Source organism: Paraburkholderia lycopersici, from assembly GCF_900096975.1.
Lineage (GTDB): Bacteria > Pseudomonadota > Gammaproteobacteria > Burkholderiales > Burkholderiaceae > Paraburkholderia > Paraburkholderia lycopersici.
Genome location: NZ_FMYQ01000008.1, coordinates 81,165 through 95,357, shown reverse-complemented (window position 1 = coordinate 95,357; position 14,193 = coordinate 81,165). Strand labels below are relative to the sequence as shown.

Annotated in this window: 13 protein-coding genes; 5 read left to right on the top strand and 8 right to left on the bottom strand. The window is 66.8% G+C overall.

Annotation, left to right across the window (positions count from 1 at the left end; all coding sequences use genetic code 11):
* Positions 1-27: 27 nt before the first annotated feature.
* The 3 genes from BLU17_RS11205 to BLU17_RS11195 are packed head-to-tail and all read right to left on the bottom strand — an operon-like array spanning position 28 to position 3,938.
* Entirely contained in the window at positions 28-894 is an 867-nt protein-coding gene (locus BLU17_RS11205; protein ID WP_091996799.1) for an ABC transporter ATP-binding protein, read from the bottom strand.
* An 11-nt stretch (positions 895-905) separates the two neighbouring features.
* On the bottom strand, positions 906-2,729 hold the full coding sequence (locus BLU17_RS11200) for an ABC transporter permease (protein WP_091996798.1): 1,824 nt from the start codon (positions 2,727-2,729) through the stop codon (positions 906-908).
* Positions 2,730-2,759: 30 nt separating this feature from the next.
* Entirely contained in the window at positions 2,760-3,938 is a 1,179-nt protein-coding gene (locus tag BLU17_RS11195; RefSeq protein ID WP_091996797.1) for an ABC transporter substrate-binding protein, read from the bottom strand.
* Positions 3,939-4,269: 331 nt separating this feature from the next.
* Between BLU17_RS11195 and BLU17_RS11190 the strand changes: the two genes are divergently transcribed.
* The 5 genes from BLU17_RS11190 (at position 4,270) to BLU17_RS11170 (ending at position 9,279) form a co-directional block, all read left to right on the top strand.
* Complete coding sequence (locus BLU17_RS11190; protein WP_091996796.1) at positions 4,270-5,244, top strand: LysR family transcriptional regulator; 975 nt, start codon at positions 4,270-4,272, stop codon at positions 5,242-5,244.
* Positions 5,241-6,809, top strand: a complete 1,569-nt coding sequence (locus BLU17_RS11185) for a SidA/IucD/PvdA family monooxygenase (protein ID WP_091996795.1) — start codon at positions 5,241-5,243, stop codon at positions 6,807-6,809. Before BLU17_RS11190 ends, BLU17_RS11185 begins: the two co-directional genes overlap by 4 nt.
* 13 nt (positions 6,810-6,822) lie before the next feature.
* A complete protein-coding gene (locus BLU17_RS11180; RefSeq protein WP_091996794.1) occupies positions 6,823-7,377 on the top strand; it encodes a hypothetical protein in 555 nt (184 codons plus the stop codon).
* Positions 7,374-7,949, top strand: coding sequence for a peroxidase-related enzyme (locus BLU17_RS11175; protein ID WP_091996793.1), 576 nt, complete (start codon positions 7,374-7,376; stop codon positions 7,947-7,949). The genes BLU17_RS11180 and BLU17_RS11175 overlap by 4 nt, the downstream gene beginning before the upstream one ends.
* A 130-nt stretch (positions 7,950-8,079) precedes the next feature.
* Positions 8,080-9,279, top strand: a complete 1,200-nt coding sequence (locus BLU17_RS11170) for an ABC transporter substrate-binding protein (RefSeq protein WP_091996792.1) — start codon at positions 8,080-8,082, stop codon at positions 9,277-9,279.
* An 83-nt stretch (positions 9,280-9,362) separates the two neighbouring features.
* Here BLU17_RS11170 and BLU17_RS11165 read toward each other — a convergent pair whose 3' ends face one another.
* The 5 genes from BLU17_RS11165 to BLU17_RS11145 form a co-directional block, all read right to left on the bottom strand.
* On the bottom strand, positions 9,363-11,363 hold the full coding sequence (locus tag BLU17_RS11165) for a family 2A encapsulin nanocompartment cargo protein cysteine desulfurase (protein ID WP_245746810.1): 2,001 nt from the start codon (positions 11,361-11,363) through the stop codon (positions 9,363-9,365).
* On the bottom strand, positions 11,338-12,270 hold the full coding sequence (locus tag BLU17_RS11160) for a family 2A encapsulin nanocompartment shell protein (protein ID WP_091996897.1): 933 nt from the start codon (positions 12,268-12,270) through the stop codon (positions 11,338-11,340). Before BLU17_RS11160 ends, BLU17_RS11165 begins: the two co-directional genes overlap by 26 nt.
* A 154-nt stretch (positions 12,271-12,424) precedes the next feature.
* Positions 12,425-12,688: a helix-turn-helix domain-containing protein gene (locus BLU17_RS11155; protein WP_091996790.1), complete on the bottom strand. Its 264-nt coding sequence runs from the start codon at positions 12,686-12,688 to the stop codon at positions 12,425-12,427.
* A complete protein-coding gene (epsC, locus tag BLU17_RS11150) occupies positions 12,685-13,659 on the bottom strand; it encodes a serine O-acetyltransferase EpsC (RefSeq protein WP_091996789.1) in 975 nt (324 codons plus the stop codon). The genes BLU17_RS11155 and epsC overlap by 4 nt, the downstream gene beginning before the upstream one ends.
* Positions 13,660-13,713: 54 nt before the next feature.
* Entirely contained in the window at positions 13,714-14,181 is a 468-nt protein-coding gene (locus BLU17_RS11145) for a rhodanese-like domain-containing protein (RefSeq protein WP_091996788.1), read from the bottom strand.
* Positions 14,182-14,193 lie beyond the last annotated feature (12 nt).

Sequence of the window (14,193 nt, the reverse complement as noted above, 5' to 3'; positions counted from 1 at the left end):
TGAAAAGCGGAATGACTTGCGCCTCGCTCATATGGCTACCGCGCGAGAAAGGTCGTTGGCGCCCACCTGACGATGACCGAGATAGGCCTCGATCACGGCGGGATCGTGGCGCACGTCGTGCGGCACGCCCGCCGCGATGACGCGGCCCTCGTCGAGCACGAGCACGCGGTCGGACAGCGTCATGACGAGTTCTAGCTTGTGCTCGATGAGCAGGATGGTCAGCCCTTCGCGCTTGAGTTCGAGCAGCAGCGCGAGCATCTCGGCCGTTTCGGATTCGTTCATGCCGGCGGTCGGCTCATCGAGCAGCAGAATGCGCGGACCGAGCATCAGCGCGCGCGCGATTTCCACGCGCCGCCGGTTCGCATAGGAAAGGCTGTGCGCGGGCTGATCGACGCGCGGCGCAAGACGCTCGCCGAAGCGAGCGATCACGGCGCGCGCTTCGGCGCGCAGTGCCGCTTCCTCGCGCCGCACGGCGGGCGGCTGAAACAATGCGCGCAGCAGTTCCGCTACCGCTCCGGCAACCGGCAAGCCGCGGCGCGCAGCATCGAGGCGCGCATGCGCGCCCATCAACACGTTATCGAGCACGCTCAGGTTGCCGAACACGCGGCCATGCTGGAACGTGCGCGCGAGGCCGCGCGCGGCGAGCTGCTCGGGCGCGTAGCCGGTCACGTCCTCGCCGTCGAAACGGATCACGCCTTCGTTGGGCATGTCTGCGCCCGCCAGCAGATTGAAAAGCGTGGACTTGCCCGCACCGTTCGGACCAATCACGCTCACGCATTCGCCGCGCGCAATCGAGAAGCTCACGCCCGCGACCGCGGTCAGTCCGTCGAACCGGCGCGTCACGTTACGCACGTCGAAGAGGATTTCGGCATCTGCCGTGACATTCGTGGGCATGTGTCTTCCCCTCAAACCGAACCGAACAGGCCCTGCGGCCGGAACCGCACGAGCAGCAGGAGCACGACGCCATAAACGAGCATGCGATACTCGGCGGCGAAGCGGAACAGCTCGGGCAGGCTAATCAGCGCCGTCGCGCCGATGATTGCGCCCGCAACGTTACCGAGGCCGCCCAGGATCACCATCGTCAGGCCGAGAATCGACACCTGCGAATCGAAGGTCTGATAGTTGATGTAGCTATACAGGTGCGCAGCGATGCCGCCCCCCATGCCCGCCGCGAAGCCGCCCCACGCGAACGCGAGCGCCTTGTAGCGGTTGGGACTCACGCCGTAGGCCCGCGCGGCCACGTCGTCTTCGCGCACTGCGCGCCACGTGCGCCCCAGATGCGATTGCAACAGCCGCAACTGCAGCAGCGCGAGCGCGACCAGCACGGCGAGCGTGAACCAGTAGACAGAGCGGGCGCTGTCGAGCGTCCAGCCGAACAACGAGAGCGGCGCGATCCCCGACACGCCGATCGGGCCGCGCGTGAGACTGTCCCAGTTCAGCACGACGAGCCCCACGATCTCGCCGATGCCGAGCGTCGCGATCGAGACATAGTGGCCGCGAAGCCGAAACGACGGATAGACGAGCAGCGTGCCGAGCGCCGCCGTCAGCAACCCCGCCAGCAAAATGGTCAACGCGGGCGTCCAGCCGAAATCGGCCGAAAGCAGCGCCGACGCATAGGCGCCGATCAGCAGCAACGCCGCGTGCCCCAGCGAGATCTGCCCCACGGTGCCGGCGACGAGCGTGAGGCTCAACGCCAGGAGGCCATAAATCCACGCGTTCGCGAGCGTCTGCAGCACGTAAGACGACGAGATCGCGAGCGGCAGCGCGGCCGCGATCTCGACCAGGGTGGCGATCACCGGTCGGGGCACGCTCAGCGCCCGGCGATTCGAGACGAAGGTGCCCGTGAGCGGCTCCGGCGGCAAACGCCGGTTGGCGCTGAACAAGCCATTAGGACGCCAAACCAGAAATGCGAGCAGCAGCACGAACGCAAACAGATCCCGGTAGCTCGTGCCAAAGAGCGCCACGCCGTAGCTCTCGACGAGCCCGAGGATAAGGCTGCCCGCGATCGCGCCCGGCACGTTGCCGAGCCCGCCGATCAGCAGCGCGACGACGCCCTTGAGCGTGGCCTGGAAGCCCATCGCCGGGTCGATGCTGTTGTAGTACATGCCGACGAGCAGCCCGCTCAGGCCGCCAAGTCCGCACGCGATGGCGAACACCGCGCGGTTGACTGCGTTGACGTCCACGCCCATTTGCTGCGCCGCGTCGCGGTCCTGTGCGGTCGCGCGCACGGCCCAGCCGAGGCGGCTAAAGCGCAGGAAAGCATAGAGCACGGCGGCCGCGCCGACGCCGATCGCCGCGATCAGCACGTCGAGCGAGCCGAGCGTCGCGCCGCCGACCGTCAACGTCCAGTTCGGCAGCGGCGACGGCACCGGGCGCGGATCAGGACCGAACGCGAGTTGCGCAAGCTGGTCGAGCACGAAGCTGATGCCGATGGTGGCGAGCAGCGGCGCGATACGCGCGGCGCCCTGCAGCGGCCGCAAACCGATGCGTTCGATCGCCATGCCGAGCGCTGCGCATCCCGCAACGGTGACGGCGAGCGCAACGGGCAGAGGCAGGCCAAACCGCATGAGGCACAGCCAGCCTATGAACGCACCCACCATGTACACCGAGCCATGAGCAAAATTGATGAGGTGGGATACGCCGAAAATCAGTGCGAGCCCGACCGCCAGCAACGCATAGATGTTGCCGACGATCAGTCCGTTGAGGGTGTAGTCAAGCCATGCACTCATGGTCTCGGGGGTTCCTCCAGGAAGCGACGCTTACTGTGCACGCAGCGCGCTCGCGCCGTCCCAGCGCGCGAACTTGCCGTCCTTGACGACGAGATCCTGATTCTTCGCGCCCGCCACCCGGCGCGTCTGCGGGTCGAAGCGAAACCGGCCGAAAATCACGCTCGGCACATCGTCGATCTTCGCGAGTCCGTCGTGCACGGCGGCACGCGTCGCGCCATAGCGGCGCAGCAATTCGCCCGCGAGAATCATGGCGTCGTAAGCGCGCGCGGCGAACGTGTCGGGGTCGGCGCCGTATTTCGCGCGATAGCGCTGGACGAAGCTTTGCACTTCGGGGCGCGGGTCGCCGGGGAAAAAGTTCGACTCGGTATAAACGCCGTTCACGGCATCGCCGCCGAGTTCGAGAAACTTCGGCGAGTACACCGAACCGACTGCGGCAATCGGCAGCGTAATGCCCGCGGTGCGCGCCTGGCGTACGATCTGCGCGCCGTCCGAATAGTAGGAGATCAGCACGATCGAATCGGGGTTGGCGCTGCGCACCCGCGTGAGCGTCGCGCGAAAATCCTTTTCGTCGGGCTGGTAGCCTTCGGCGGCCACGATCTGCGCGCCGTGCGCACGTGCGGCCTTCGCGAAGATGTCCTCGCTCGTGCGGCCCCAATCGGTGTTCAGGTAGAGCACCGCGATCTTTTTGAAGCCGAGCCCGCCCGTCACATATTGCGCGAGCAGCGGCTGCTCTTCCGCCTGGCTGATTGCCGTGCTCCACATATAGTCGCCGCCCTTCGTAAAGTCGGGATGCGAATTGGTGAAGCCGAATTGCACGAGGCCCGCCCGTTGATAAATGGGCGAAGCGGCCATCGAAGCGCCGCTGGAGAGGTCGCCCAGCTCCAGCAGTATGCGGCTGTCGCCCACGAACTTCTGCGCGATCGCCACGGCCTGACGCGGGTCGCTTCGGCTGTCTTCGAAGTCGTATTGCAGCGGATGGCCGTGAATGCCGCCACTGCCGTTGATCTGGTCGAGCGCGAGGTCGAAGCCGCGCTTCCACTGTTCGCCGTACTGAGCATCCTGGCCGGTCAACGGGCCGCTCACACCCACCCACAAGGGATCTGCCGCATGCGCCGCGCAGGGCAGCGCGATTGCACCGAAGCACGCCAGCGCGCGCAGCCATCTGAATGGCGCGAATGCGCCGCCCACTTTGCCAAACCGGTTCGCCATGCTCGATTCCCATCCAACGGATTGAAGTGCTGCGATCTAATCACGCAGCAAAGAGGCGGTCCAACCAAGTTTCGAGTCAAAGCATTCGAGCGCATCCGTGAAATGCTTATTCTCCTGAGTGAAATGCGTGATGGCCCAGGCTGCGTTGAAGTGCCGCAATCGCTTGCCTTATGGGACTTTTGCGCGGTTGTCGCCAGGCAACAATGGCGTGCGGGCAACGCAGGAGATTCCTCATCATTCGCCGATCACTCATTTGGAAAGCTCGATTTATTATAAGAATCGCGCATACAGGCGGCCCTAGAATGCTCACACCACATGAACGAGGCGCCGCATGGAGTTGCATCAACTCGAAGCTTTTTCCGCCGTGATTTCAGCCGGTAGCATTACAGGCGCGGGCCGCCTGCTGGGCCGATCGCAACCGGGCGTGACGCGTGCGATTCAGGACCTCGAACTCGAACTCGGCTACGCGTTGTTCGATCGCAAGGGGCCGCGCGTCACGCCCACGCAACGCGCCTTCCTGCTTTACGCGGAAGTCGAGCGTTCGCTCGTCGGGCTGGAGGCGATTCGCGCCAGCGCCCGCGCGATCGGTCTCGACGAGGCACGGCCGCTGCGCGTGGCCGCCACCCCGGCGCTCGCGGCAGCGCTCGTGCCGCGAGCGCTCGCGCGCAGCGGCGCACCGGCAGACACGCATTTGCGCAGCGCTGCCGCCGAACAGGTCGTGGACGCCCTGCTCTCGCGCGCTGTGGACATCGGCATTGCCACGCTGCCGCTCGCGCATGGCGACATCGATCTGCATTACGTGATCGAAGCGCCTTGCGTAGCCGTCCTGCACCACGCCGATACGCTCACCCAAGCGGCTTCCCTTTCGCTCTCGCAACTTGCGCCGCGTGGTCTCGCGACAGTCGCGAACCGGTATCGCCTGCGGCGCGGCATCGATCGTGCTTTCGAAGCCGCCGGATTGCGCGCGCATGTCGTGCTCGAAAGCAATGCGTCGCTCAACGCGATGATGGCCGCGCAGGCAGGGCTCGCCGTCGCGATCGTCGATCCCGCCACCGCGTTCGGCACGCCCGTCGCGGGCGTGGTGACACGGGCACTCGACGTGGACATACCTTTCTTCTACGGCGTGTTCAGCGCGGCAGGCAGGCCCCCGCGCGACGACGTGAAGGCGTTCGTGGAAGCGGTGGAAACCATTTCGCTCGAATTGCTGCCGGGCGCCAAACGCCACGGCGCGGAACGTCACGATGCGCTGGTCGCGCGGCGCGAAGCTAGTGGCTCGCTTCATGCGAGCGAAGGAGCGATCGCATGAACGCCGCCCTGCACGCCCTGACGAATTCGCCAGAAACCGATGCGGTTGGTCTTGCCGCGCTCGAGGCGCGGCTGCGCGAAGACCTCGCGTGGCTCGACCTGCCCGCGCCGGCCTGGGTGCCCCCGCGCCAGATCGACGGGCGCCCCGTACTCGACGTCGCGATCATCGGTGCAGGCATGGCCGGGCTCGCTGTCGCGGCGGAGTTGCGGCTGCTCGGCGTCGACAACGTTCAGGCGTTCGACGCCGCGCCTGCCGGTTTCGAAGGACCTTGGCTCACGAACGCGCGCATGCTCACCCTGCGCTCGCCCAAGCAACTCGCGGGCCCCGCGCTCAGGCTGCCCGCGCTGACGTTTCGCGCGTGGTACGAGGCACAGTTCGGCCGCGAAGAGTGGGAAGCGCTCTACAAGATTCCACGCGAGCAATGGATGGCCTATCTGCGCTGGTATCGCCGCGCGCTCGATCTGCCCGTGCGCAACGACACGCGACTGGCATTGCTTCGCCCGCGCGCCGACGGGTTCTCCGAACTCGAACTCGCGCCCACGCGTGGCGCGCGGGAGCGGGTGATCGCGCGCCATGTCGTGCTCGCCACGGGCCGCGAAGGCACGGGCGGTCCGGCACTTCCGGCGCTCGCCCGCAATTTGCCGGCCCACTTGCGCGCGCACTCGTCCGACGCGATCGATTTCGCGGCGCTGCACGGCAAGCGCGTGGGCGTGGTGGGTGGCGGCGCTTCGGCATTCGACAACGCCGCATGCGCGCTGGAAGCGGGCGCGGAGCGCGTGGACCTGTTCGTGCGGCGCCCCACGCTTCCCGCCATCAACAAGCTCACCGGCATCGGCAGCCCCGGCCTCGTGCACGGCTTCGCCGATCTCGACGACGACTGGAAATGGCGCTTCCTGCACTATGCGGGGCAGACACAAACGCCGCCGCCGCGCGACAGCGTTCTGCGCGTCTCGCGCCATCCTCAAGCGCATTTCCATTTGTCGAGCCCGCTCGAAACGCTCGCATCCGAAGGCGAAACGATCATTCTCAGCACACCGAAATGTCGCCATGAACTGGATTACCTGATCTTCGCCACGGGCTTCCATACCCATATCGATACACGCCCCGAGTTCGCAACCATTGCGCCTCGCGTGCGACGCTGGCGCGAGCGGTACGCGCCGCCCGCCGCGCTGGCCGACGAGGAACTGGCGAACTCGCCCGACCTCGATCGACGCTTCGCCTTTCAGGAGCGCGAAGCGGGCACCTGTCCCGCGCTCGCTCGCATCCATTGCTTCAACCACGCGGCCAGTCTCTCGCACGGCAAGGTCGCCGGCGACATTCCCGCGATCAGCGACGGGGCCCAGCGCCTCGCGCGCGCCATCGCCTCGATGCTGTTCGACGCGGACCGCGAACGCCACTTTGCGGCGCTGGAAGCCTTCGACAAGCCGGAACTGCTCGGCGACGAATGGACCGACGCCGATGCGCCCGCTTCTTCTCCCGCTTCTTCTCCCGCTTCTTCTCCCGCTTCTTCTCCCGCTTCTTCTCCCGCTTCTCATCCCGCTTCTCCACCTGCCTCCCTTCTCTGACACGCTCATCACCATGTCAACCGAAACGACCAGCGCGCGCGACGACTTTGTCGCGCGCCTCGCAGGCCTCGACCCGCACGGCGAAGTCGCTGCGTTGCGCGCACATCGCGCAGAGGCTACGCGGCACACGCAAGGCAGCCTCGACGCACTGCTCGACGCGCAAGCGGACGATTTCCCGCTCGCCGAGCGCCTCGCGGCAGCGGCCTACGCCGCTACCCTCGCGCATGCGGGCGAAACGGCACGCGCCTACCGCGAACGCCTTGCCGCGCTCGGTTCGCGCGGCACAGAGGCCGTCGCATTACTCGACAGATTGACGGAAGCGACGCCCGCCGATACGGATGCCGCATTCGGCACCGCGCCAACCCGCCTCGCCGCGATTCTCGCCCACACGCAAGCCGTGACCTCGGCACCCGCGCAAGCGGCCGCGAACGGACCCGCCGCACTCGCGGCGTTGCAACGCGCGGGCCTTTCGACGCGCGCCATCGTCGTGCTGTCGCAGTTGATCGCCTTCGTCGCGTACCAGATACGCGTAATCGCCGCGCTGCGCGCGCTGGAGGCACAGGCATGAGCCAGGCACACGGATTCACCTCGCAAACACTCGGCTGGTCGGCGTGGCTCGACACAGTCGCCCTCGACGAGGCCACCCCCGCACAAATCGCCGTGCTGGAATCGAGCCACCCGCAAGCGAAGACTTCCGGCTACTACCTGCTGCTCGTACACGAGCCGCAGGTGCTGGCGGCGCGCTCCGGTGCGTTCAACAGCATCATGTACGCGCCCGGCGGCCTCCCGCGCGCCGAGCGTGAACTGGCCAGCACCGTGGTCTCGCGCATAAACGGCTGCGTCTACTGCGCCTCGGTGCATGCTCAGCGCTTCCAGCAGCTAGCCAAACGCGACGACGTGATCGAGCAGATCTTCGCCGATCCGCAAACCGCAGGTACCACGCCGCGCGAACGCGCGATCGTGCGCTATGCGATCGATCTGACGCTCGCGCCCGAAACCGTCAACGGCACCTCGCTCGACGCCCTTCGCGAAACGGGACTCACGCAAGCCGAGATACTCGACCTCAGCCACGCGATCGCCATCTTCGCCTGGGCCAACCGCCTCATGCTCACGCTGGGAGAACCGGTGTTTCCTGCCTGAATCAACGTGTGCGAAGAAAATATCGATAGCTGAATCGATTCGTTGTACAGATTGGTGTGCGCGTTGGAGACTCGTCATGAAATCCTTTCCTTTCATACGGGAAATCAACGAATACAAAGGAAGCACAGCCATGACGACATCATTTCGCACAGCGCGGCGCAAGCTGCTCGCACGCCTCGCGGCCGCGCTCGTGATTGCACCGGGCGTCGCCGGACTTTTCGCGTTCGGCGTGGGCGCGCAAGCCGCGGCGGCGGCGGGCGAACCCGTCTGGTTCGGCGTGAGCGGTCCGCTCACGGGCCCGAACGCGCAATACGGCGCCCAGTGGCAAGCGGGCTTCGATCTCGCGCTCGACCAGATCAACGCGGAAGGCGGCATCAACGGCCATCCGCTGCGCTACGCGTTCGAAGACAGCCAGAGCGATCCGCGTCAGGCCGTGACGATCGCGCAAAAGTTCGTCTCCGATCCGCGCATCCTGATCGAACTCGGCGATTTTTCGAGCCCGGCCTCGATGGCGGCATCGCCGATTTATCAGCGCGCGGGGCTCGTGCAACTCGGCTTCACCAATTCGCATCCGGATTTCACCAAGGGCGGCGACTATATCTGGAGCCCGTCGGTGAGCCAGGCCGACGCGCAGCCGCTCATCGCCGATCTCGCCGTGAAGCAGGGCTTCAAGCGCGTCGCGGTGCTCTACCAGAACACCGACTGGGGCCGCGCGAGCAAGGACGTCTTCGCGAAAGCAGCCGACGCGCGCGGCGCGCAGATCGTGGCCGCCGAAGGCTATCAACCCACCGACAAGGACTTTCGCGCGACGCTCCTGCGCGTGCGCGATACCCACCCGGACGCGCTCGTGCTGATCGCCTACTACGCCGATGGCGCGCAGATCGTGCGCCAGGCGCGCGAGAGCGGGATCGCGCTGCCCGTCGTCGCGGCGGGCTCGGTCTACTCGCCGAAATTTCTCGAACTCGGCGGCGACGCCGTGAACGGCGTGACGACGAACACGAGCTTCTTCCCCGGCGATCCGCGTCCCGAGGTTCAGCGCTTCGTGCAGGGCTTCAAGGCGAAATATCATCGCGAGCCCGACGCGTTCAACGCCTACGCCTACGACGCCGTCATCATCGCCGCCTATGCATTGCGCACGGGCGGCGCCACGCGCCAGGGGGTACATGACGCATTGCCGAAACTGCGCGGCGTGCCGAGCGTGGTATTCGGCAAGGCGACCTTCGATCCGCGCACGCGCCGCATCGACGGCGTGAAGAGCATCGACCTCGTCGTGCGCGACCGTCAATGGGCGCTGCTGCCCGTGCAGCAGACCGTTGCCGCGAAGCCGTAACGAAAAGGCGGCGCACGGACGAATGCCGTGCGCCGCCCTTGTTTTCAGGCGCCAGAACGATTTCAGGCCGCCCTGCTCTTGCGCTACTGCCGCGGCGCCAGCCCGCGCACGACGGACACCAGCGCATCGACCTCCGCGCAGGTGTTGTAGAACGCGAGCGAAGGCCGCACGGTCGCCTCGAGGCCGAAGCGCCGCAAGATCGGCTGCGCGCAATGATGCCCGGCGCGCACGGCGATACCTTCCCGGCTTAGCGCCTGCCCGACTTCCTCGGTCGTGTAGCCCTTCAGCACGAACGACAGCACGCTGGCCTTGTCTCGCGCCGTACCGACGAGGCGTACGCCCGGCACCGGCGCGAGCACGCTCGTTGCATACGCAAGCAGATCGTGCTCATAGCGCGCGATATTCTCGATGCCGATACGGCTCACGTAATCGAGCGCTGCGCCAAGTCCCACGGCGTCGGCGATATTGCCGGTGCCGGCTTCGAAGCGCGCGGGCGCCGGCTGGAACACCGTCTTCTCGAACGTCACGTCCTGGATCATATTGCCGCCGCCCTGCCATGGCGGCATGGCGTCGAGCACCTCGCGCTTGCCGTACACCGCGCCGATGCCGGTCGGCCCGTAGATCTTGTGGCCCGAGAACACGAAGAAGTCGACGTCGAGCGCCTGCACGTCCACGCGCATGTGCGAGATCGACTGGGCGCCGTCGACGAGCGCTCTCGCGCCCGCGCGATGCGCGAGCTCGACGATCTCCCGCACCGGCACCACGGTCCCGAGCGCATTCGACACCTGCGTCACGGAAACGATTTTCGTGCGATCGTTGAGCAGCTTGCGATACTCGTCGAGCAGCACCTGGCCCGAGTCGTCGACGGGAATCACGCGCAGCTTCGCGCCCTTGAGCGCCGCGAGCTGCTGCCATGGCACGATGTTCGCGTGATGCTCCAGATGCGAGACGATGATCTCGTCGCCTTCGCCGACGTTCTGCACGCCCCACGTCTTCGCGATCAGGTTGATCGCCTCCGTCGTGCCGCGCACGAACACGATCTCCTCGGGCGACGAAGCGCCAATGAAGCGCTGCACCGTCTTGCGTGCGTGCTCGTACGCATCGGTCGCTCGCGCGGCCAGCGCGTGCGCGGCGCGGTGGATATTCGAGTTTTCGTGCGCGTAGAAATACGCGAGCCGATCGATCACGGCCTGCGGCTTGTGCGTCGTGGCCGCGTTGTCGAACCAGACCAGTTGCTTGCCGTTCACGCGCTCCTGCAGGATCGGGAAGTCGCGGCGCACGGCATTGACGTCGAAAGGCGGGTGGGCGCCGCGAAGCACGCCGGCCCCCGGAACATCGCCTCCCGGCACGCCGGGCGCGGCGTTTTCTCGCCCTTCGAGGAAGTAGCGCGCGTGGCCATCGTGCGCACCATATTCCGCGCGATTGAGCGCAAGCAGCCCGCGAAGTGCGTCTTCGCCTGGCAGTCCGAATGTCTCCGGCGCGGCGAGGCCGGAATCGGGCACGGCGATCTCCTTCATCTCGAGCTGCCGGCCATATCCCGCCGATTCGATGAAATAGAACGGCGAGCGCTCGTTCGTCCCGGCATTGGCCTCGGCCGGAGCCGGTTCGGCGGCCGCATAGGCTTGCGGCACGCCAAGCAACGCGCCGCCCACGCGCGGCTCGAGCGCAGGCGCGATCGACACGGCATTGTCCGGCAGCCCGTTCGCCGCCGCCGCATGCGGCGCGAGCGCCGGAGCACGATTGCCCAGCGCGAACACGTGCGTCGGCGCGGAAGGCGCGAGATTGGCGCCCGGCACCTTGCCTTGCGGCGGCGCGAAGCCCGGCACGCCGGTGCCCGTGCCGCCGGGCCCCGCAAGCGGCGAGCCCGCCGGCGCGGGATTGCTGACCGAGGCGAGTATCGGCGCGGCCGCCGGCAACGCGGACGGCACGCCGCCCACCGCGCCGCTGCCCGCAGCGACGCCGGGCGCGCCCGCGCTGCCCGGCAACGTGCTGAAAAACTCATTGGCAAGCCGCGCGAGCGTAGCGGGGTCCGGCAGTCCGCCCGGCAGCGGCGCGGGATTAACGGTAGGTGTCAGCGTAGTCATGGTACTTGCCGATCTCCACATCATCGAGGACAGCCAGCGCATCCGGCGAATGCACGGCGAGCGAACAATAGAGCGAGATCAGATACGACGCGATCGCCTGATTGTTGATCCCCATGAAGCGCACCGAAAGGCCGGGCCCCTGTTCGCCCGCCACGCCCGGCTGATAGAGACCCACCACGCCCTGCCGCTTGTCGCCCACGCGCAGCAGCAGGATCTTGGTCTTGCCGTCGGCGACCGGCACCTTGTCGGACGGAATCAGCGGAATGCCGCGCCACGTGATGAACTGCGAGCCGAACAGACTGACCGTCGGCGGCGGCACGCCGCGGCGCGTGCATTCGCGGCCAAACGCTGCAATCGCGAGCGGATGCGTAAGGAAGAACGCGGGCTCCTTCCAGACCTTCGTGAGCAGTTCGTCGAGATCGTCGGGCGTAGGCGCGCCCGTCAGCGGGAAAATGCGTTGCTCTTCCTCGACGTTCGCCAGCAGACCGTAGTCGGGATTGTTGATGAGCTGGCTTTCCTGAAGCTCCTTGATCGTCTCGATCGTGAGGCGCAGTTGCTCCTTGATCTGGTCGTGCGGACTGCTGTAGAGGTCGGAGATACGCGTGTGGACGTCGAGCACCGTGCTCACCGCGTTGAGGAAGTACTCGCGCGGCTGTTCTTCATAAGGCACAAACGTCGTGGGCAGCGTTCCCTCGTCTTCGCGCGCCGTACACGCGGCGCGCACTGCTTCGGGGTCCTTGACGCGGTTCAGGCGATAGATGCCCGCTTCGACCGGCACCCATTGCAGCAGATGCGTGAGCCAGCGCGGCGTGATCGTGGAGAGCTGCGGGACGGTCTTGGTGGCATTCGCCAGTTGCCGCGCGGCATTGTCGCCGAGCGCGGTCTGGCCGCTCAGAGTCGTGGACATGAATGAGGGCTCCGGTTACTTATGAGGAAAACTGCATTGCTTATGAAGACAACAGATTATGGAAAGCCCGATTGCCCGGTTCAACCGGCTATAGACATCAAGGGCATCAAGCGCGATATCGCCCCATGCGGAAACGGCAGAATGTAGGAAGCGTTCAGGGATGCAACGGATTGCGAGGCAGCGCCCCGGCGTTCGTCACGCCCGCCGCCCCGCCGGCAAGCAGCTCGCCGATGCTCACGCCAAGCGCGTAAGCGAGCTTTTCCACCGTGACGATCGAAGCGATGGCCGTGCCGCGTTCGATCTCGCCGACATAGGTGCGATTGAGTCCCGCATGCTCGGCGAGCCGCTCCTGCGACCACGCATGCGCTTCGCGCAAACGCCGCACCGTCGCCCCGAAGTCGTGAACGATGGCGCTCATCGCGGCGCGCTCGCCGCAATCGCAAGCGGTGCGGACGTGCCCGCTTCGCCAGAAACGCCCGCAGCCGGCGCACGCGTTTCGTGCCGCGAGATCGCCTGGGTGACATGGGCACCGGGCGGCACGCTCTCGGTCAGCCAGACGTTGCCGCCAATGACCGCGCCGCGGCCAAGCGTCACGCGCCCGAGTATCGTCGCGCCCGCGTAGATGACGACATCGTCTTCGACAATGGGATGGCGCGCCAGCCCCTTCTCGAGATTGCCGTCCGCATCGCGCGGAAATCGCTTCGCGCCGAGCGTCACGGCCTGATACACGCGAACCCGCTCGCCGATGACCGACGTTTCGCCGATCACGACGCCCGTGCCGTGATCGATGAAGAACGCATTGCCGATCTGCGCGCCCGGGTGGATGTCGATGCCGGTAGCCGCATGCGCCAGCTCGGAGATGATGCGTGCGAGCAGCGGCAGTCCGAGCCGGTACAGCTCGTGCGCGAGCCGGTGATGCGTGATGGCGAGCACGCCGGGGTAGCAGAGCAGCACCTCGTCCACGCTGCCCGCAGCGGGATCGCCGTTGAACGCGGCGAGCACGTCGGTATCGAGCAACGCGCGGATCGCCGGCAGGCGCTGCGCAAACGCGCGCACCGCCGCCAGCGCACGCGCATCGATTTCGCCGGGACCGGTTTCGGCATGCCGCGCCTTGTAGCGCAGTTCGAGCCGCGCCTGTGCGAGCAGCGCGTGCAGCGCCGCGTCCAGTGCGTGGCCCACGTAGAAGTTCTCGCTCTCCTGGCGCAGATCCGGCGGCCCGAGCCGCATCGGGAACAGCACGCCCTTGAGCGTCTCGATGACTTCGGCCAACGCCTCACGCGCCGGCAGGTCGCGCCCGCCCGGCTCCAGCGCGCGCCGCTGCAACTCGCGCCATTGTTGTCGCACGCCTTGCAGTGCGTCGACGATCTCAGCCACATGAAATACGCTCACGCCAGTTCTCTCTTCGTTTTCGTATGAACGATCCAGCGCACGGGTGAACGGACCCTAGTCCTGCACCCACGGCAGGCCATGAAAGCGCCAGCCGTTGCGCAGACCGCGATGGCCCGCCTCGTCCAGCTCGCCTTCGAAGCCCTCGGTCACGTTGAACACATGTGCAAAGCCTGCCTTGGCGGCGGCCTCGGCGGCCTGCGCCGAACGGTTGCCGCTGCGGCACAGCAGCACGACTGCGACGCCCTTGCCGGCCTTCGCCTCCAGTTCGCGCACGAAGCGCGGATTGCGCGTCAGGCTCGTGCCGGTCGCCCAGGCCACGTGCAAGGTGTCGGGCACGTGGCCCACGAACTTGCGCTCTTCGCCTGTTCGCACGTCCACGATCAACGCCTCGCCCGCCTGGTGCAGCGCCCACGCCTGCTGGGGCGTCACGCTGCCCGCATACGGCAGTCCGGCCGCCCGCGCGTCGCCGCGCGCCGCTTCGAGATCCGCGTGCAGCGGCTTTTCCTGCAATTCCACTGTCATCAATGCCTCCGT

Coding starts and splice junctions, on each gene's coding strand:
- BLU17_RS11205 (WP_091996799.1), bottom strand. CDS start 894: ATGCCCACGAATGTCACGGCAGATGCCGAAATCCTCTTCGACGTGCGT.
- BLU17_RS11200 (WP_091996798.1), bottom strand. CDS start 2,729: ATGAGTGCATGGCTTGACTACACCCTCAACGGACTGATCGTCGGCAAC.
- BLU17_RS11195 (WP_091996797.1), bottom strand. CDS start 3,938: ATGGCGAACCGGTTTGGCAAAGTGGGCGGCGCATTCGCGCCATTCAGA.
- BLU17_RS11190 (WP_091996796.1), top strand. CDS start 4,270: ATGGAGTTGCATCAACTCGAAGCTTTTTCCGCCGTGATTTCAGCCGGT.
- BLU17_RS11185 (WP_091996795.1), top strand. CDS start 5,241: ATGAACGCCGCCCTGCACGCCCTGACGAATTCGCCAGAAACCGATGCG.
- BLU17_RS11180 (WP_091996794.1), top strand. CDS start 6,823: ATGTCAACCGAAACGACCAGCGCGCGCGACGACTTTGTCGCGCGCCTC.
- BLU17_RS11175 (WP_091996793.1), top strand. CDS start 7,374: ATGAGCCAGGCACACGGATTCACCTCGCAAACACTCGGCTGGTCGGCG.
- BLU17_RS11170 (WP_091996792.1), top strand. CDS start 8,080: ATGACGACATCATTTCGCACAGCGCGGCGCAAGCTGCTCGCACGCCTC.
- BLU17_RS11165 (WP_245746810.1), bottom strand. CDS start 11,363: ATGACTACGCTGACACCTACCGTTAATCCCGCGCCGCTGCCGGGCGGA.
- BLU17_RS11160 (WP_091996897.1), bottom strand. CDS start 12,270: ATGTCCACGACTCTGAGCGGCCAGACCGCGCTCGGCGACAATGCCGCG.
- BLU17_RS11155 (WP_091996790.1), bottom strand. CDS start 12,688: ATGAGCGCCATCGTTCACGACTTCGGGGCGACGGTGCGGCGTTTGCGC.
- BLU17_RS11145 (WP_091996788.1), bottom strand. CDS start 14,181: ATGACAGTGGAATTGCAGGAAAAGCCGCTGCACGCGGATCTCGAAGCG.